Here is a 19,111-nt window from a genome sequence, read left to right as displayed (position 1 = left end):
CAAATGTTGAAACTGCTGATTCTCGATCGGGACGGGGTCATAAATGCTGACTCCGACGCTTACATCAAGTCTGTCGAGGAGTGGATCCCGCTCCCCGGCGCGATTGAGGCCATCGCGCAGTTGAGCAAGGCGGGCTGGACGGTCGCCGTCGCGACCAACCAGTCCGGCATTGCCCGCGGCTATTACGACATCGCCACGCTGGACGCCATGCACGCACGCCTGCGCGCGTTGGTGGCCGAGCAGGGCGGCGAGCTTGGGCTGGTGGTGTATTGCCCTCACGGGCCCGACGAAGGCTGCGCGTGCCGCAAGCCAAAGCCGGGCATGTTGCGCACAATCGCTGAGCATTACGGTACAGATCTGACCAAATGCTGGTTTGTCGGTGACAGTTTGGGTGACTTACAGGCTGCACAAGCCGTCGATTCTCAGCCCGTTTTGGTAAAAACCGGAAAAGGCCTACAAACTTTGACCAAAGTGTTACCGGTTAATACCTTAATATTTGACGATCTGGCGGCAGTCGCCGCAGAACTTATCCACAAATAAAGCAGGTTTGAACACACGCCAGTTCGCTGTGCGTCGGGTTGTTCAATCGTGTTTTATCCGCAACGGTAAAAGTCGCTATGTCGATACTGCAGGCCATCAGAACTTTTTTCTTTTACCTGCTGCTGGGCACCAGCTCTCTGCTGTGGTGCTCACTGAGTTTTTTTGTCGCTCCCTTTTTGTCCTTTCCTGCGCGTTATCGCTTTATCAACGTGTATTGGTGCCGCTGCGCGTTGTGGCTGACGCGGGTATTTTTGGGCATCGACGTTAAGGTCACCGGGGCTGAGCACATCCCTGAACGCCCGTGCGTGATTCTGGCCAACCACCAAAGTACCTGGGAGACGTTTTTTCTCTCGGCCTACTTTCAGCCGTTGAGCCAGGTGCTCAAGCGCGAGCTGCTGTACGTGCCGTTTTTTGGCTGGGCGATGGCGATGCTGCGTCCGATTGCTATCGACCGCGAGAACCCGAAAGCAGCGCTCAAGCACATCGCCAAGAAGGGTGATGAGCTGCTCAAGGACAACGTTTGGGTGCTGATTTTTCCAGAGGGCACACGTGTGCCGTTCGGGCAGGTCGGCAAGTTTTCCCGGGGCGGTACAGCGCTGGCGGTCAACGCCGAGTTGCCGGTACTGCCGATTGCCCACAATGCGGGCAAGTTCTGGCCCAAGACTGGCTGGGCCAAACGCCCAGGCACGATTGAGCTGGTGATCGGTGAGCCGATGTACGCCAACGGCAGCGGCCCGCGGGCCATTGCTGAGCTCAATGACCGGGTGCAAGCCTGGAATGAAGACGCTCAACGGGCGATGGGTTCGCTGCCGCCTGTGGCCGCGCCAGCAGAGACAACCGTCATCTGAGCGAATTGTGGATAACGTGTGCACAAGTTTTGGATTTCTTTGTAAAAACAGTCATAACCTCATGATTTAAATACTTATTTCTAGGAATTACTGTTTAGCGAAAAACGTGCATAAGTTTTTCTAAGCGCACAAAAAAACCGACCCTTGAGTCGGTTTTTTTGTGCTTTCTGTAGGAGCGAGCTTGCTCGCGATCTTTTGATCTTTTAAAGATCGCGAGCAAGCTCGCTCCTACAGATCTGCCGTTACACCTTGTCGATGTTCACGTTTCGGGTCTCCTTGAGGAACAGCATCCCCACCACCAGGCTCACGCCGGTGATGACCACCGGGTACCACAGCCCGTAGAAAATATCCCCAGTGAAGACCACCAGCGCAAAGGACACAGTCGGCAGGAACCCGCCAAACCAGCCGTTACCGATGTGGTAGGGAAGGGACATGGAGGTGTAGCGGATACGCGTCGGGAACAGTTCAACCATGACCGCTGCCAATGGGCCGTAAGTCATGCAGGCGATGATCGTCAGCAGCACCATTATCAGAACCACCATCGGCTGATTCACGGTGCTCGGGTCGGCCTTGGCCGGGTAGCCCGCAGCGGTAATGGCAGCGCGCATGGCCGCTTCGTCGAAGCCTGTGATCTGTTGCTCACCCACCGACACCTGCACCGGGGTGCCCGCCGGGACGGACTTCGAGGTGTAAGGCAGGCCCTGTTTCACCAAGAAGGTTTTGACCTTGTCGCACGGGCTGTCAAAACGCGCTTTGCCCACCGGGTCGAACTGGAAGGTGCAGGTCGACGGGTCGGCCATCACCACAATCGGTGACTGACGGCTGGCAGCATCAATCTGCGGGTTGGCGTAGTGGCTCAGGGCTTTGAACAGTGGGAAGTACAGCACCGTTGCCAGCAGCAAGCCGAGCATCAAGATCGGTTTACGCCCCACACGGTCCGACAGCCAGCCAAAGAAGATGAAGAACGGCGCGCCGATGACCACGCTGATAATCAGCAGCATGTTGGCCTGGGCCGGATCTATTCTGAGCATCTGGGTGAGGAAGAACAGCACGTAAAACTGCGCTGTATAGAAGGTCACAGCCTGGCCTGCGTTGATGCCGAACAGGGCGATCAGGACGATCTTCAGGTTTTCCCATTTGCCGAACGATTCACGGATCGGCGATTTGCTGGTTTTACCTTCGGCCTTCATTTTTGCGAAAGCAGGCGACTCGTGCATGCTCATGCGGATCCAGGTCGAGATGCCCAGCAGCACGATGGACAGCAGGAACGGCAGGCGCCAGCCCCAGACTTCAAACTGATCACCCGTGAGGTAACGGCAGCTCAGCACCACGATCAGCGACAGCAGCAAGCCCAGGGTGGCGGTGGATTGAATCCAGCTGGTGTTGAAACCCCGCTTGCCGGGGGCCGCGTGTTCAGCCACGTAGGTCGCCGCGCCGCCATATTCACCGCCCAGCGCCAGCCCCTGGAGCATGCGCAGCACCACCAGCATGATCGGCGCTGCAATGCCGATGCTGGCGTAGGTCGGCAGCAGGCCGACAGCGAAGGTCGATAAGCCCATCAGAACGATGGTCATAAGGAAGGTGTATTTTCGCCCGATCATGTCACCCAAGCGGCCAAACACCAGTGCTCCGAACGGCCTCACCAAAAAGCCGGCGGCGAAAGCCATCAAGGCAAAGATAAACGCGGTGGTGTCGTTAACCCCGGCAAAGAATTGCTTGCTGAGTACCGTCGCCAGCGCGCCATACAAGAAAAAGTCATACCACTCGAACACTGTCCCGAGGGATGACGCAAAGATGATCTTTCGTTCTTCACGGCCGGTAGTCCCTTTCGCGGGGGCTGCTGCCGATGGTGCTATTGAGTCCGACATGTTCAATGTCCTCAGCCCTGTGGGCCACAGTGATTATTGTTGTTGTCCACTGTCGGTTTCGGATGACTGCGACCGAAACCACGATCGCTGTCAGGCGACCGGTACTGCTGCGTTGCGGTTCGCGCCCGCTTCTTTCTCCTGTGCATGAGAGTGCGCATTCAGAATCAACTGTGCGGCTTTTTCGCCAATCATCAGCGTAGGCGAACAGGTGTTACCCGAAACGATAGTTGGCATGATGGACGCGTCCGCAACCCGCAGGCCTGCGATGCCATGCACCCGCAACTCGGCATCGACCACCGCTTCTAGGTCTTGCCCCATGCGGCAAGTGCCCACAGGGTGAAAGATGGTCGTACCGATTTTGGCAGCCGCTTCATACAACTCCTGTTCGCTTTGCAGGGCGCTACCGGGCAGGTATTCCTCGGGGCTGAAGGTCTGCAGGGCAGAACTGGCCACGATGCGCCGGGTAAGACGTATCGCGTCGGCCGCGACTTTCAGGTCGTCGGGGTGGCTCAGGTAATTGGGGTCGATGACTGGCGCGTCATCCGGGTTGGCTGAGCGAATATCGACCCGGCCACGGCTTTTAGGCCGCAGGTTGCACACCGACGCGGTAAACGCGGGGAAGGTGTGCAACGGCTCGCCAAAGCGCTCCAGCGACAGTGGCTGTACGTGGTACTGCAAATTGGCTGAAGGTTGATCCGGATCGGATTTAACGAAGGCGCCCAGTTGGCTCGGGGCCATGGCCAAGGGACCACTTCGGTCATAAGCATAACGCAGGCCCATGCCGACTTTGCCCCACAGGCTGTTGGCCACTTGGTTGAGGGTGCGGGCGTTGCTCAGTTTGAAGATCAGCCGCAGTTGCAGGTGGTCTTGCAGATTGCCGCCGACGCCGGGCAGTTCGTGCTGAACCGTTATCCCCAGGCTTTCCAGCAGGGGGCGAGGGCCGATGCCTGAGCGCTGCAAAATGCCGGGAGAGCCAATCGACCCTGCACACACAATAATCTCGCGACGCGCCGTAAAGTCATGGTCGGCGCCTTGCCAGCGAGCACGCACCTGAGTGGCACGACGGTTTTCAAGCAGGACTTTGTCGACCTGGACGCCGGTCAACACAGTCAGATTCGAGCGTTTATCCACAGGGCGCAAAAAAGCTTTGGAGGCATTCCAGCGCACACCGGACCGCTGGTTAACCTGAAAGTATCCACAGCCCTGATTATCGCCACCGTTGAAATCATTAACGCTGGCGATCCCGTTTTGAGCGGCGGCGTCGCGGAAGGCATCCAGAATCGACCAGGTGTAACGCTGTTGCTCGACCCGCCATTCGCCGTCAGCGCCATGCAGTGCGGAGTTCCCGGCGTAGTGTTTTTCACTGCGTTTGAACAGCGGCAGCACGTCTTTCCAGGACCAGCCCGCATTACCCAACTCGGCCCAGCGATCGTAGTCACCAGCCTGGCCGCGCATGTAGATCATGCCGTTGATGGATGAACTGCCGCCCAGCACCTTGCCGCGCGGATAACTCAAGCTGCGGCCCTGCAAGCCGGGCTGAGCTTCGGTTTTGAAGCACCAGTCGGTGCGCGGGTTACCAATGCAATAAAGGTAGCCCACAGGGATGTGGATCCACGGGTAGTTATCTTTGCCGCCCGCTTCGAGCAGCAGCACTGTGTGCTTGGGATCGGCAGACAGCCGATTGGCCAACACCGAACCCGCAGGCCCGGCGCCCACGACGATGTAGTCATACACCTGATTGGCTGATGGCATGGATCACCTCGCGCCTCTATTTATTGTTCTTGTTCTACTCCATCGTATTGATTAATTTCGAGTTGAAAACGCGCGATTTCACCCATGGCTTGTGCGTTTTTGCACAGCCCGCGAATACCGGGCACTGAGGGATGACGATGTTCGACTGGAATGACCTGCGGTACTTTTTGGAGTTGCAGCGCAGCGGGCGCCTGCTCACGGCGGCCAAGCGCCTCAATACCACCCACAGCACCGTGGCGCGGCACATTGAGCACATCGAACAGCACCTCGGCACGGCGCTGTTTGTGCAGCATGCCCAAGGCTACGAACTGACCCCGGCCGGGCAGGCACTGCTCAAACATGCCGAAGCGATGGAAAACGTCGCGCTGTTGGCCCAAGAAGAAATCACCCAAGCCATCGCGCCTCTGGGCAAAATCCGCCTGGGCGTCACCGAAGGCATCGGGATCATGTTCATCACCTCGCGACTGCGCGGGTTGTTTGAGCGTTATCCGGGGCTGGAAGTTGAACTGGTGGCGGTGCCGCGCTTTATCAGCATCCTCAACCGCGAAGCTGAAATCAGCGTGCACCTCGACCGCCCGCACGCCGACCTGTTAATCACCCGCAAGCTCACCGACTACCGTTTGGCGCTCTACGCCAGCCGTACTTACCTCGAAAAAGCGCCCCCGCTGAACAATCGTGACGACCTGGCCAACCACTACTGGATCGGCTACGTCGACGACCTGCTGTTCAGTCAGGAACTGCTGTTTATCAACCACTTCTGCCGCAATCCGACCGTGACCTTTCGCAGCACCAGCGTTATTGCGCAGCAACAAGCGGCCCGCGCCGGGCTGGGCATCGCCGTACTGCCCAACTACATGGCCAGCCAAGACCCTGAGTTGGTGCGCGTACTGCCTGATGAATCGGTGCAACGCAGCTACTGGATCAGCACCCGGCGCGAGTTGCACAAGTCGGTGAGACTGCGGGTGGTGTGGGATTTTTTGCTGGAGTTGTGTAGGGAAGAGCAGGGGCTTTTGTTGGCGGTTTAGCACAGGTGATTTGGTCGGGACTTGGGCAAGCACTCAATAAATATATCGACGAGGTTAAGTTCAAGGTTTACACTTTTTTTGTTTTTAATAAATTCATAAACCAAGGAGAGCTGAATGATAGGCGAACGCCTGAAGCGTGCACGCGCAGCAGCCGGCCTGTCGATGCAAGACCTCGGCCTCCAGGCTGGCGTCAGCGCCAACATGATCAAAAAATATGAGCATGGCGAAAGCATGCCGAGTTCCGGCGTTCTGATCAAAATGTCTAAGGCCCTGTCGGTTCGTAGTGAGTACTTTTTTCGACCACTCAAGATTGAGCTAAAAGGGGTGGAGTATCGCAAACGTTCTAACACCTCGGCGGCAATCCTTAAGCGAATTGAAGCTGACGTGCTGGATCAAGCTGAACGCTGGCAAGAGCTAGCTAACGTATGGCCTGAGTTTCCTGTACCGCAATTTTCAGTACCTCAGAAGCTCCCTGTAAGTGTTGATACATTCGATGACCTTGATGATTTCGCAGATCAGGTTCGGGCTTCTTGGAACCTTGGGCTTAACCCTATTCCAGACCTAATTGATGTGTTGGAGTCACGCGGTATTCTGGTCATCATCACGAGCGTCGATGAGCACGCCAAGTTCGATGGGCTGCAAGCTTCAGTGGCAGGCACACCGGTCATTGTCCTGTCATCCAATTGGCCAGGAGATCGACAGCGCTTCACCCTTGCTCACGAATTAGGCCACCTCTTATTAGAGGGGCGACTGGCAGATCATCTTGACGAAGAAAAGGCCTGCAATCGTTTTGCCTGCGCGTTCTTGTTACCTGCCTCTTCGATTCGGCAGCAACTCGGCGAAAAACGTCACATGCTCGAAGTACGAGAACTGTTCTTTTTGAAAGTTGAGTACGGATTGAGCATGCAAGCGTGTCTATACCGAGCAGCCGACCTGAAGATCATTCCTGAAAATACCCGGCAACGACTGTTCATGGTTTTTTCAAAAAATGGCTGGCGCAAACAAGAACCCGGTGAGCCTTACCGCCAAGAAACCACACTGCTGTTTCAGCAGCTTGTTTACCGCGCCCTGGGCGAAGGTCTGATTGGGGAGTCAAAAGCCGCAGAGTTGCTAGGCCTTCCAGTTTTTCAGTTCCATCGGGTTCGAAAACTGGAGTCGCTGAATGCAGCTGTTAATCAGTGATGCCAATATCCTGATCGACTTGGAAGAGGGCGAGATTCTCGATATCTTCTTCCAACTGCCTTACCAATTCAGCGTTCCCGATATTTTGTTTTTTGAAGAGCTTGAAGATCAGCATGCGCATTTACTAGAGATGGGTCTGGCTCTGTGTGAAATAAGTGCGCAGACGCTGATCTATGCGCATGAGCTGATTCAACGAGTCGGTGGTGGCCCAAGCCGAAACGACTGCTTTGCATTAGCCTTGGCCAAACAAGAAAACTGCCCGCTCCTTTCCGGTGACGATGCATTGCGCAAAGCGGCGCGTCGCGAAGATGTCGAAGTCAATGGCACCATTTGGGTCGTTGAGAAGCTGATCGAACATGATCTGACGTCTGTTGGTGGCGCCCGTGATGCTTACAAAAAAATGAGAGCTAATGGCAGACGCCTACCTTGGGATCTGGCACTTCAACGGCTAAATGACCTTTAAAAAGCATCCCCAAACACCGCATGCTCCAACACCGCATGCTGGCGCTGCCAGCCCGGCATATGGCTATTCACCAGCGCCCAGAAGGCCTTTGTGTGGTTCTTTTCAAGCTTGTGGCAAAGCTCGTGAACGATGATGTAGTCCAGCACCGTTCCGGTAAACTCCATCACCTTTGGGTGAAACTCCAACACGTTATGCATCACAACTGGCCCAGCTAGTGTCTGCACGATAAAACGTGAGGAAGCCCAAGTGTCGCCGTCATAAAGGTGCAAGCCGTAATTGCTTACTTCCGTGAAAAACTGCGTCCCGCGTACGCACCAAAAAAACAAAAAGCCCGCGCTGTCTCTCGACAGGGCGGGCTTTTCTATTGGGCTGGGGATAAGTCTCTACCCCAACCCGTCACGCATCAGAAGTCCAGGTTGGACACTGCCAGTGCGTTGCTCTCGATGAATTCACGGCGCGGTTCTACGGCGTCGCCCATCAAGGTGTTGAAGATCTGGTCGGCGCCGACCGCGTCTTCAATGGTGACTTTCAGCATGCGACGCACGCTTGGGTCCATGGTGGTTTCCCAGAGTTGGTCCGGGTTCATTTCGCCCAGCCCTTTGTAACGTTGGATGGTGTGGCGCTTGGTACTTTCAGCCATCAACCACTCAAGGGCTTCTTTGAACTCGGTGACTTGCTTGCGACGTTCGCCACGCTGAATGTACGCGCCGTCGTCGAGCAGGGTACTCAGTTGTGCGCCCAGGGTCACAACGGTTTTGTAGTCGTTGCTACCGAAGAAGTCGCGGTTGAAGGTGATGAAGGTCGAGTGGCCGTGGGAGATCAATTCGACCTCTGGCAACCAGACATTACGTTCACGGTCTTCGCGCAGGCTGGCTTTGTAGACCAGGCCCGATTTCTCAACCAGACGCAGACGCTCTTCGTACTTGGCCATCCACGCTTGCATGGCAGTGTGGTCGCCCAATTGCTCAAGGGTAACGGCTGGCAGGTAGATGAAGTGCTCGGTCAGTTCCTGTGGGTACAGACGCGACAAGCGCTTGAGTGTCTTCATGACCATGCGGAAGTCGTACACCAGACGCTCCAGCGCCTCACCAGAGATGCCCGGGGCTTCTTCGTTGAGGTGCAGGCTGGCGTCTTCAAGGGCCGACTGGGTCATGTATTCTTCCATGGCCTCGTCGTCTTTGATGTATTGCTCTTGCTTGCCCTTTTTAACTTTGTACAACGGCGGCTGAGCGATGTAGATGTAGCCACGCTCGATCAACTCCGGCAACTGACGGAAGAAGAAGGTCAGCAGCAGGGTACGGATGTGCGAACCGTCGACGTCAGCATCGGTCATGATGATGATGTTGTGATAACGCAGTTTGTCGATGTTGTACTCGTCACGGCCGATGCCGCAACCCAGCGCGGTGATCAAGGTGCCGACTTCTTGCGAAGAGATCATCTTGTCGAAACGGGCTTTCTCAACGTTGAGAATTTTACCTTTCAACGGCAGGATCGCTTGGGTACGGCGGTTACGTCCCTGCTTGGCGGAGCCGCCAGCAGAGTCACCTTCCACGAGGTACAGTTCGGACAGCGCCGGGTCTTTTTCCTGGCAGTCGGCCAGTTTGCCGGGCAAGCCTGCAATGTCCAGCGCGCCTTTGCGGCGGGTCATCTCGCGGGCTTTACGTGCTGCTTCACGCGCACGGGCTGCATCGATCATCTTGCCGACAATCAGCTTGGCTTCGTTCGGATTTTCCAGCAGGAAGTCGGAGAAGAACTTGCCCATTTCCTGTTCAACAGCGGTCTTCACTTCAGAAGAAACCAGCTTGTCTTTGGTCTGGGAGCTGAACTTCGGATCCGGTACTTTCACCGAGATAATGGCCGTCAGGCCTTCACGGGCGTCATCACCGGTGGTGGCGACTTTGTGCTTCTTGGCCAGGCCTTCAGCTTCGATGTAGGTGTTGAGGTTACGCGTCAGGGCAGAGCGGAAGCCCACCAAGTGCGTGCCGCCATCGCGCTGCGGAATGTTGTTGGTGAAGCACAACAGGTTCTCGTTGAAGCTGTCGTTCCACTGTAAGGCGATTTCTACGCCTATGCCGTCTTCGCGCTGAACATTGAAGTGAAACACCTGGTTGACCGGAGTCTTGTTGGTGTTCAGGTAGTCAACGAACGCACGCAGGCCACCTTCGTACTTGAACAGTTCTTCCTTGCCGCTGCGCTCGTCCTTGAGAACGATGCCCACACCGGAGTTGAGGAAGGACAGTTCACGAATCCGCTTAGCCAGGATGTCCCAGCTGAAATGGATGTTCTTGAAGGTGTCAGCAGACGGTTTGAAGTGAATCTGAGTTCCGGTGGTGTCGCTTTCGCCAACAATCGCCATCGGCGCCTGAGGAACACCGTGGACGTAAGTCTGTTCCCAGATTTTGCCGCTGCGGCGAACCGTCAGTACCAGCAATTCGGACAGGGCGTTTACAACCGAAACACCTACACCGTGCAGGCCGCCGGATACTTTGTAGGAGTTGTCATCGAATTTACCGCCGGCGTGCAGCACGGTCATGATGACCTCGGCTGCCGAAACGCCTTCTTCTTTGTGCACATCAACCGGGATGCCGCGGCCGTTGTCGCGCACGGTGATGGATTCATCCGGGTGGATGGTAATGGTGATGTCGTCGCAATGACCAGCCAGCGCTTCGTCGATGGAGTTGTCGACTACTTCGAACACCATGTGGTGCAGACCGCTGCCATCGTCGGTGTCACCAATGTACATACCGGGACGTTTGCGTACGGCATCCAGGCCTTTCAGCACTTTAATGCTCGTTGAGTCGTACGTATTTTCTTCGCTCAATGCCTTCACTCCCGATGGTCGTGGGTCTGGGTGATACAGCCCTGTTCCACGTGGAACAGGGCAACTGGCGTTTCCGTCTGCCAGCCTTCCCTCAATAATTCGTGATCTACACAGGTAATGAAAACCTGGCAGCGTAAGTCTTCCAACAAGCGACACAGTGCGTTGCGATGCTGCTCATCCAATTCGGACGGCAAGTCATCCACCAGATAAATACATTGGCCACGCCGGGCCTGGCTGACCAAGTGCCCTTGAGCAATGCGCAAGGCACAGACCACTAACTTTTGCTGCCCACGCGACAAGATGTCTGCCGCATTATTGGCACCTATCTTCAGGCGCAAATCAGCACGTTGTGGTCCGGCTTGGGTATGCCCCATTTGCTGGTCCCGGTGGACAGACGCGGCGAGTACAGCACTCAGCTCTCGGTCTTTGTCCCAGCCACGGTAATAACTCAGCGTTAAGCCTTCGAGTTCAAGCAACTCACTTAAGGTCTGCTCAAACACAGGTTTTAAGGCTTTGATGTAAGCGCGGCGGTATTCATCAATGTCAGCACTGGCCAGGCACAGTTCCCGGTCCCAGGCCGCTTGTGAAACGGCGTCGAGTGTACCATGCCGCAGCCATGAGTTCCGCTGCCGCAGGGCCTTCTGTAGCCGCTGCCAGGTCGACATAAAGCGCGGTTCGACGTGGAACACCCCCCAATCGAGAAACTGCCTACGAATCTTGGGAGCACCTTCCAGTAGACGGAAGCTGTCAGGGTTGATCAATTGCAAGGGCAAGATCTCGGCCAGTTGCGCCGCACTGCGCGCATTTTGACCGTCGATCCGAATGTGGAACTCCCCTTGCCGGTCCCGCGAGACACCGAGCGCGCTGTGTCCGCCTTCAGCCAGTTCTACCTGGCCAAAAACTGTACAGCTTGGCTGATCATGCTGGATGACAGGTGTAAGCCGCACACTGCGAAACGAACGTGCCAGCCCCAGCAAGTGAACAGCTTCGAGCACGCTGGTTTTTCCGCTGCCATTGGCGCCGTACAAGATATTGATGCGGGGGGAGGGGGAGAAAGTCACCGGGTGCAGGTTACGCACACCGGTGACAGAGACACGACTAAGGGACATCTAGCTTGGGCTGTGCATAAGTTACAGGCGCATCGGCATAACAACGTAGGCCGAGTCGTCGTTATCCGACTCTTGCACCAGGGCGCTGCTGTTGGAGTCAGACAGGATGAGGCGCACTTGCTCAGTGGTCATCACGCCCAGCACATCCAGCAGGTAGCTCACGTTGAATCCGATTTCAAGCGAGTCGCCGTTGTAGTCAACGCCTACTTCTTCTTCCGCTTCTTCCTGCTCCGGGTTGTTGGCCTGAATTTTCAATTGACCATTAGCCAATTGCAGACGAATACCACGGTACTTCTCGTTGGACAGGATCGCTGTACGGCTGAACGCTTCACGCAGAACCTGACGGTCACCGATCACCACCTTGTCACCACCTTTAGGCAGCACACGCTCGTAATCCGGGAACTTGCCGTCTACCAGCTTGGAGGTGAAGGTGAATTCGCCAGTGGTGGCACGGATGTGGTGTGCGCCCAACACGATGCTCACTTCGCCGTCTGGCTCAGTCAGCAAACGCGCCATTTCGAGAATACCTTTGCGCGGTACGATCACTTGATGACGGTCTGGCTGACCAATGTCGGCCTTCATAGAGCACATGGCCAGGCGGTGACCGTCGGTGGCGACTGCGCGGATGATACCGGCAGACACTTCCAGCAGCATGCCGTTGAGGTAGTAACGAACGTCCTGCTGAGCCATGGCGAAGCTGGTGCGTTCGATCAGGCGACGCAGTTTGCTTTGCTGCAGGCTGCAGGTCAGAGAACCCGGCCCTTCTTCAACCGTCGGGAAATCATTGGCTGGCAAGGTCGACAGGGTAAAGCGGCTACGGCCTGCCTTGACCACCAGTTTCTGGTCATCGAGCTTGATGTCGATCAGTGCATCGTTGGGCAAGCTTTTGCAAATATCCATCAGCTTGCGCGCAGGTACGGTGATCTCGCCGGGCTCAGCCGGTTCTTCGAGCTGGACGCGACCGACCAGTTCGACTTCAAGGTCGGTACCGGTCAGCGACAGTTGCTGGCCTTCGACTACCAACAGCACGTTGGACAATACCGGCAAGGTCTGGCGGCGTTCAACGACGCCTGCGACCAGTTGCAGGGGTTTCAACAGGGCTTCGCGTTGAATGGTGAAATGCATGGTCTAGTCCCTTGCCTTAATAAGCTGCGTTGGTGTCATCAGGTTGTCAGGGTTCGCAGCAGGTTCTTGTAGTCCTCGCGGATGTCCGCGTCGGATTCCTTGAGTTCGTTGATCTTGCGGCATGCGTGCAAGACCGTGGTGTGATCGCGGCCACCAAACACGTCGCCAATTTCCGGCAGGCTGTGGTTGGTCAGCTCTTTGGACAGCGCCATGGCCACCTGGCGTGGTCGTGCTACCGAGCGTGAACGGCGCTTGGAGAGCAGGTCCGAAATTTTAATCTTGTAGTACTCGGCCACTGTGCGCTGGATGTTATCCACAGAGACGAGCTTATCTTGCAACGCCAACAAGTCTTTTAGGGATTCGCGAATCAACTCGATGGTGATGTCGCGGCCCATGAAGTGCGAGTGCGCGATGACCCGCTTGAGTGCACCTTCGAGCTCACGCACGTTGGAGCGAATGCGTTGGGCAATAAAGAAGGCGGCATCGTGGGGCAGGTCAACCTTGGCCTGGTCTGCCTTCTTCATCAAGATCGCGACTCGGGTTTCGAGCTCTGGCGGCTCAACGGCCACCGTCAAGCCCCAGCCGAAGCGGGATTTGAGACGCTCTTCGAGACCTTCGATCTCTTTGGGGTAACGGTCACTGGTCAGAATCACTTGCTGACCGCCTTCAAGCAGGGCGTTGAAGGTGTGGAAGAACTCTTCCTGAGACCGCTCTTTGCGCGCAAAGAATTGAATGTCATCAATGAGCAGGGCGTCGACCGAACGGTAGAAGCGCTTGAACTCGTTGATAGCGTTGAGTTGCAGGGCCTTGACCATGTCGGCTACAAAACGCTCGGAATGCAGGTACACAACCTTGGCATTCGGATTCTTCTTCAATAGGTGGTTACCCACCGCGTGCATCAAGTGCGTTTTACCCAAGCCAACGCCGCCATACAGGAAGAGCGGGTTGTAACCGTGCTTGGGATTGTCCGCTACCTGCCACGCCGCAGCGCGGGCCAGTTGGTTGGACTTGCCCTCTACGAAGTTTTCGAAGGTGAAGGTGCGGTTCAGGTAGCTGGTGTGCTTGAGCGCACCTTCAACCTGGACAGTCCGTTGCTCGGCACGTACAGGCGCTTGCTGCGAGCTGGCACCTGCCATCGGATCAAAGCTGTCACGCGAAGGCTCTTCGCTCGCTTCGGCCGCCTGTTTAGGGGCCGGAGCAGGCGCGGGCGCTGCGCTTGGCTGAGTGCTTGGCGAAGGTGCTGGCGCCGAGGCCTGTTGAGAAGCTGCCGCAGCTAAGGGCGCGTTGGGCGCAGCACGAGGTGCCGAGCTGCGTTTGCTGCCTATTAATAAGGACAGCGCTGGCGCCATGCCATTGCTGTGCTCATTCAGCAGTTCAAGCAAACGGCTCAGATACTTCTCGTTAACCCAGTCGAGAACAAACCGATTGGGTGCATACACGCGCAACTCGTCGCCTTCGGCTTCGACCTGTAGTGGACGGATCCAGGTGTTGAATTGCTGGGCAGGCAGCTCATCGCGCAAAAGCTCTACGCACTGCTGCCAAAGTTCCACTGACACGGATATCCCCTAAGTTGAAAGCCGGTGAGGCAAAAACAGGCGCCATTGTAGCGACCACTCGCCTACTTATCCACACGTAGGTTGCCTGCCTATAAGGAGAGATCAGGCTTTTCGCTGTGAACAAAGCGACAAATGGTATGTGCATAAGGTCTGTGGATAAGCGGGTCTAAGCTCATTGCACAAGTGGGGTCGAAAGTCTGTGCATAACTGGCCTGTGGATAAAGAGGCCTTTCATGCACAGCTTATCCGAGGGTGCAGCACAGGCAGAGCACGGCTTCTCGACAGTGTTGTCATTCTCTGTACACCTTGATTTATAAGGCCTGCTTTGACTTATCCACAGATGATCGCGTCTCTAAGTTTAATAAGCTTTATAAAAGAGCTTTAAATACTTCGTTTCTTTATTTTTATAGTTGGCTGACAAAACGCTTGTGCAAAACCCCTGACATCTATTTAGCGGTTAACGTTGGTTGGAAATTGACCTATTGGCTTGCATTCTCTAGAATCGCCGGTCTCTTAAAACGGGGTCCATTCCGGCCCGTTGTGGACGAACCAGGTAGCACGACATGAAACGTACTTTCCAACCAAGCACTATCAAACGCGCCCGCACTCACGGTTTCCGTGCACGCATGGCTACTAAAAACGGCCGTGCAGTCCTGTCGCGTCGCCGCGCCAAAGGCCGTGCGCGTCTGGCAGTTTGATAATCAGACAATGGTGGTGAGTCAGGACTTCAGTCGGGAAAAGCGGTTACTCACTCCCCGACATTTCAAGGCAGTCTTTGACTCCCCCACCGGCAAGGTTCCGGGGAAAAATCTCCTGCTCCTTGCGCGCAGCAACGATCTTGATCACCCCCGCCTGGGGTTAGTGATCGGGAAAAAGAGCGTGAAGCTCTCCGTTCAGCGCAATCGCCTCAAGCGTTTGATGCGTGAATCGTTTCGTCTCCACCAGGATCAACTGGTCGGTTGGGATATCGTTATCGTCGCGCGCAAAGGTTTGGGTGACGTAGAGAACCCCGAATTGATTCAGCATTTCGGCAAACTCTGGAAACGCCTGGCCCGTAACACGCCAGTTCCAGCGGTTAAAACCGAAACTGTAGGGGTAGGCAGTCCTGATGCGTAAACTGGCGATCCTTCCGATCCAGTTTTATCGTTATGCCATTAGTCCTTTGATGGCCAGCCACTGCCGTTTCTACCCCAGTTGTTCCTGCTACGCGATGGAAGCCATCGAAAATCATGGCGTTCTTCGCGGCGGCTGGCTGACCTTTCGTCGTTTAGGTCGCTGTCACCCGTGGAATCCCGGTGGTTACGACCCGGTTCCACCTATCCCTACCTCCCGTTCTTCTTGATGGCCGAGTAATCATGGATATTAAACGCACGATCCTGATCGTCGCTCTAGCAGTCGTGTCCTACGTTATGGTTCTGAAATGGAACCAGGATTACGGCCAAGCTGCCCTGCCGACTCAGAATGTTGCCGCCAGCAGCACCACTCCACAGGCTTTGCCTGATACGGTGCCAGGTAACAACGCTTCGAACAGTGCCGATGTACCCAGCGCCAATACTGATAGCAGCACGCCAACTGAAGCACCGGTTGCTGCCAGCAAAGACCTCATCCACGTAAAAACGGATGTTCTGGACATCGCGATTGATCCACAGGGTGGTGATATTGCCCAGCTGCGTCTGCCGCTTTATCCACGTCGCCAAGACCACCCGGACGTACCTTTCCAGCTGTTCGATAACGGCGGCGAGCGTACTTATCTGGCTCAAAGTGGCCTGACTGGCGTTGACGGACCGGATGCTCGCACCGCGGGTCGCCCGGTTTTCAGTGCAGACAAAAAGACGTTTGAACTGGCTCCGGGCCAGGATCAGTTGGTCGTTGACCTCAAATTCAGCGAAAACGGCGTTAACTACATCAAGCGTTTCACGCTCAAGCGTGGTCTGTACGATGTTCAAGTCAGCTATTTGATTGATAACGAGAGCGGCAAGCCGTGGACTGGCAACCTGTTCGCGCAATTGAAACGCGACGCCAGCTCTGATCCTTCTTCCAGCACCGCCACCGGCACTGCGACTTACCTGGGCGCTGCCCTGTGGACAAGTGCAGAACCGTACAAAAAAGTGTCGATGAAAGATATCGACAAGGGCCAGCTGAAAGAAACCGTTCAAGGTGGCTGGGTTGCTTGGCTGCAACACTACTTTGTAACGGCGTGGATTCCTCAGAAAGGCGATAACAACGTCGTTCAGACCCGCAAAGACAGCCAAGGCAACTACATCATCGGTTTTACTGGCCCAACCTTGACCGTTGAGCCGGGTAAAACTGCTGAAACCAGCGCTACGCTGTACGCCGGTCCAAAAAGCCAGGGTGTACTCAAAGAGTTATCCCCAGGTCTGGAACTGACCGTCGACTACGGCATTCTGTGGTTCATTGCTCAACCTATTTTCTGGTTGCTGCAACATATCCACAGCTTGGTGGGTAACTGGGGTTGGTCGATTATCTTCCTGACCATGCTGATTAAAGGGATCTTCTTCCCGCTGTCGGCCGCCAGCTACAAATCGATGGCTCGCATGCGCGCTGTGGCACCAAAACTGGCCGCTCTCAAAGAGCAGTTCGGTGATGATCGCCAGAAAATGTCGCAAGCGATGATGGAGCTGTACAAGAAAGAGAAGATCAATCCACTGGGCGGCTGCTTGCCGATTCTGGTGCAGATGCCGGTGTTCCTGTCCTTGTACTGGGTACTTCTGGAAAGTGTTGAAATGCGCCAGGCGCCGTTCATGCTCTGGATTACCGACTTGTCGATCAAAGACCCGTTCTTCATTCTGCCGATCATCATGGGCGCAACCATGTTCATCCAGCAGCGTCTGAACCCGACGCCTCCGGACCCGATGCAGGCCAAGGTGATGAAGCTGATGCCAATCATCTTCACCTTCTTCTTCCTGTGGTTCCCGGCTGGTCTGGTGCTGTACTGGGTTGTGAACAACTGCCTGTCCATCGCTCAACAGTGGTACATCACGCGTAAGATCGAAGCCGCTACCAAAAAAGCAGCTGCTTAACTTACTCTGTTGATCACCACTCAAAACGCCCCCTAGTGGGGCGTTTTGCTATCTGTCACTTTTGTTTTTGAGGCCTGTTTTTATGAGTGTTCCGGCACAAACTATTGCTGCTGTGGCGACTGCCCAAGGCCGAGGCGGTGTGGGGATCGTGCGTATTTCCGGGCCACTCGCCAGTGTCGCCGCGCAAGCCTTCACTGAGCGCGAACTGAAACCGCGCTATGCCCATTACGGGCCGTTTTATGGCGAAAACAGTGAAGTGCTGGACGAAGGCATCGCGCTGTATTTCCCGGGCCCTAACTCATTTACCGGCGAAGACGTGCTGGAACTGCAAGGTCACGGCGGCCCGATCGTTCTCGATATGCTGCTGCAACGCTGCATTGAACTGGGTTGCCGCTTGGCCCGCCCGGGCGAATTCAGTGAACGTGCGTTTTTGAACGACAAACTCGACCTGGCCCAGGCCGAGGCAATTGCCGACCTTATCGAAGCCAGTTCTGCACAAGCTGCACGCAACGCATTGCGCTCCTTGCAGGGCGCTTTCTCACACCGTGTACATAACTTGACCGAGCAACTGATCGGTTTGCGTATCTATGTCGAAGCGGCGATTGACTTCCCCGAGGAAGAAATCGACTTTCTGGCGGATGGCCACGTACTCGGCATGCTCGACAAAGTCCGCGAAGAGTTATCCACCGTTAAACGTGAAGCAGGTCAGGGCGCCTTGCTGCGCGACGGCATGACCGTGGTGATTGCCGGCCGGCCCAACGCCGGTAAATCCAGCCTGCTCAACGCGCTGGCCGGGCGCGAAGCGGCCATCGTCACCGAGATCGCTGGCACAACCCGCGACGTGTTGCGTGAACATATCCATATCGATGGCATGCCGCTGCACGTGGTCGACACGGCTGGCTTGCGCGATACCGACGACCAGGTCGAGAAGATCGGTGTGCAACGGGCACTCAAGGCCATTGGTGAGGCAGATCGGGTGTTACTGGTGGTGGATGCAACCGCTCCCGAAGCAGACGACCCGTTTGCGCTGTGGCCAGAATTTCTGGAGCAGCGCCCGGATCCGGCCAAAGTCACGTTGATCCGCAATAAGGCAGACCTCACCGAGGAAGCCATCGCCCTTGAGGTCAGTGAGGATGGCCATGTGACGATCAGCCTGAGCGCAAGATCAACCGAGGGGCTCGACTTGCTGCGCGAACATCTCAAGGCGTGCATGGGCTACGAGCAAACCTCTGAGAGCAGCTTCAGCGCGCGTCGTCGTCACCTGGAAGCATTAGGGCACGCCAGTGATGCACTTGAGCATGGTCGGGCACAGCTGACCCTGGCGGGGGCTGGCGAGTTGCTGGCGGAAGATTTGCGCATGGCGCAGCAATCGTTGGGCGAGATTACCGGGGCATTCAGCTCGGATGATCTGCTGGGGCGGATCTTCTCCAGCTTCTGTATCGGTAAATAACAATGCACTGTAGCCGCTGAGGAGCGGGCTGCAAAAGGACCGAAGGACCTTCAGATTGCCGGGGCTGCTACGCAACCCATCGCAGCCTCGTACCTCGACAGCGGCTACATAGATAAATCATCCAGCGACAGTTACCCACATCTCTTCCAATACCGGACCCCGGCACCCTGGTCGTGACCTCACACGACGAACGGTCTCTAGACGCGATTGGAATTACCCACAGGCTCTTGGCAACTCCCCACGGGTGGTTGAACGAGCCTGTTTAAGCCTCGCTCGGCATGCCGTTCATCACATTAATCCCTTCCCGATCGGCTGACCGCCTGATGAATGA

General features: G+C 55.9%; 17 protein-coding genes. 10 read left to right on the top strand and 7 right to left on the bottom strand.

Annotation, left to right across the window (positions count from 1 at the left end; genetic code table 11):
• The first annotated feature begins 3 nt into the window (after nt 1-3).
• Entirely contained in the window at nt 4-540 is a 537-nt protein-coding gene (gene gmhB / locus RHM56_RS23195; RefSeq protein ID WP_322236427.1) for a D-glycero-beta-D-manno-heptose 1,7-bisphosphate 7-phosphatase, read from the top strand.
• 77 nt (nt 541-617) lie between these two features.
• Nucleotides 618-1,388, top strand: a complete 771-nt coding sequence (locus RHM56_RS23190) for a lysophospholipid acyltransferase family protein (RefSeq protein ID WP_322236425.1) — start codon at nt 618-620, stop codon at nt 1,386-1,388.
• 242 nt (nt 1,389-1,630) lie between these two features.
• Here RHM56_RS23190 and RHM56_RS23185 read toward each other — a convergent pair whose 3' ends face one another.
• Entirely contained in the window at nt 1,631-3,256 is a 1,626-nt protein-coding gene (locus RHM56_RS23185; RefSeq protein WP_322236423.1) for an MFS transporter, read from the bottom strand.
• A gap of 90 nt (nt 3,257-3,346) precedes the next feature.
• A complete protein-coding gene (locus RHM56_RS23180; protein WP_322236421.1) occupies nt 3,347-5,008 on the bottom strand; it encodes a GMC family oxidoreductase in 1,662 nt (553 codons plus the stop codon).
• Nucleotides 5,009-5,145: 137 nt separating this feature from the next.
• Here RHM56_RS23180 and RHM56_RS23175 point away from each other — a divergent pair, with 137 nt between their 5' ends.
• From RHM56_RS23175 to RHM56_RS23165, 3 genes are all read left to right on the top strand, one after another.
• Nucleotides 5,146-6,033 (top strand): LysR family transcriptional regulator, encoded by an 888-nt coding sequence (locus RHM56_RS23175; protein ID WP_322236419.1) that lies wholly within the window; start codon nt 5,146-5,148, stop codon nt 6,031-6,033.
• A gap of 114 nt (nt 6,034-6,147) precedes the next feature.
• Complete coding sequence (locus RHM56_RS23170; protein WP_322236417.1) at nt 6,148-7,215, top strand: XRE family transcriptional regulator; 1,068 nt, start codon at nt 6,148-6,150, stop codon at nt 7,213-7,215.
• Nucleotides 7,196-7,678, top strand: coding sequence for a PIN domain-containing protein (locus RHM56_RS23165; protein WP_322236414.1), 483 nt, complete (start codon nt 7,196-7,198; stop codon nt 7,676-7,678). Before RHM56_RS23170 ends, RHM56_RS23165 begins: the two co-directional genes overlap by 20 nt.
• Here the strand turns inward: RHM56_RS23165 and RHM56_RS23160 are convergent.
• The 5 genes from RHM56_RS23160 to dnaA form a co-directional block, all read right to left on the bottom strand.
• The gene (locus tag RHM56_RS23160; RefSeq protein WP_322236412.1) at nt 7,675-7,875 is read right to left on the bottom strand and encodes a YgjP-like metallopeptidase domain-containing protein; all 201 of its coding nucleotides are present in this window, start codon (nt 7,873-7,875) and stop codon (nt 7,675-7,677) included. The two genes, RHM56_RS23165 and RHM56_RS23160, sit on opposite strands and share 4 nt — an antisense overlap.
• 206 nt (nt 7,876-8,081) lie before the next feature.
• Complete coding sequence (gyrB, locus tag RHM56_RS23155) at nt 8,082-10,499, bottom strand: DNA topoisomerase (ATP-hydrolyzing) subunit B (protein ID WP_322236410.1); 2,418 nt, start codon at nt 10,497-10,499, stop codon at nt 8,082-8,084.
• A 5-nt stretch (nt 10,500-10,504) separates the two neighbouring features.
• Nucleotides 10,505-11,608, bottom strand: a complete 1,104-nt coding sequence (gene recF / locus RHM56_RS23150) for a DNA replication/repair protein RecF (RefSeq protein WP_322236408.1) — start codon at nt 11,606-11,608, stop codon at nt 10,505-10,507.
• A gap of 21 nt (nt 11,609-11,629) precedes the next feature.
• Nucleotides 11,630-12,733 carry a DNA polymerase III subunit beta gene (gene dnaN / locus RHM56_RS23145; RefSeq protein ID WP_322236406.1) on the bottom strand — a complete coding sequence of 368 codons (1,104 nt, stop codon included), beginning with the start codon at nt 12,731-12,733 and terminating at the stop codon, nt 11,630-11,632.
• Nucleotides 12,734-12,771: 38 nt separating this feature from the next.
• Entirely contained in the window at nt 12,772-14,289 is a 1,518-nt protein-coding gene (gene dnaA, locus RHM56_RS23140; protein ID WP_322236404.1) for a chromosomal replication initiator protein DnaA, read from the bottom strand.
• Nucleotides 14,290-14,852: 563 nt separating this feature from the next.
• Here dnaA and rpmH point away from each other — a divergent pair.
• The 5 genes from rpmH to mnmE all read left to right on the top strand — a co-directional run bounded on the left by rpmH (nt 14,853) and on the right by mnmE (nt 18,780).
• Nucleotides 14,853-14,987, top strand: coding sequence for a 50S ribosomal protein L34 (gene rpmH, locus RHM56_RS23135; RefSeq protein WP_003213577.1), 135 nt, complete (start codon nt 14,853-14,855; stop codon nt 14,985-14,987).
• A gap of 16 nt (nt 14,988-15,003) precedes the next feature.
• Complete coding sequence (gene rnpA / locus RHM56_RS23130) at nt 15,004-15,405, top strand: ribonuclease P protein component (RefSeq protein ID WP_026014053.1); 402 nt, start codon at nt 15,004-15,006, stop codon at nt 15,403-15,405.
• Nucleotides 15,398-15,631, top strand: coding sequence for a membrane protein insertion efficiency factor YidD (yidD, locus tag RHM56_RS23125; RefSeq protein ID WP_081498269.1), 234 nt, complete (start codon nt 15,398-15,400; stop codon nt 15,629-15,631). The genes rnpA and yidD overlap by 8 nt, the downstream gene beginning before the upstream one ends.
• A 13-nt stretch (nt 15,632-15,644) precedes the next feature.
• Nucleotides 15,645-17,330: a membrane protein insertase YidC gene (yidC, locus tag RHM56_RS23120; RefSeq protein WP_322236401.1), complete on the top strand. Its 1,686-nt coding sequence runs from the start codon at nt 15,645-15,647 to the stop codon at nt 17,328-17,330.
• A gap of 82 nt (nt 17,331-17,412) precedes the next feature.
• The gene (gene mnmE / locus RHM56_RS23115; RefSeq protein ID WP_322236399.1) at nt 17,413-18,780 is read left to right on the top strand and encodes a tRNA uridine-5-carboxymethylaminomethyl(34) synthesis GTPase MnmE; all 1,368 of its coding nucleotides are present in this window, start codon (nt 17,413-17,415) and stop codon (nt 18,778-18,780) included.
• Nucleotides 18,781-19,111 lie beyond the last annotated feature (331 nt).

This window comes from Pseudomonas sp. CCC3.1 (assembly GCF_034347405.1).
In the GTDB taxonomy this organism is placed as follows: Bacteria; Pseudomonadota; Gammaproteobacteria; order Pseudomonadales; family Pseudomonadaceae; genus Aquipseudomonas.
This window is presented reverse-complemented; position numbering and strand designations above follow the sequence as displayed.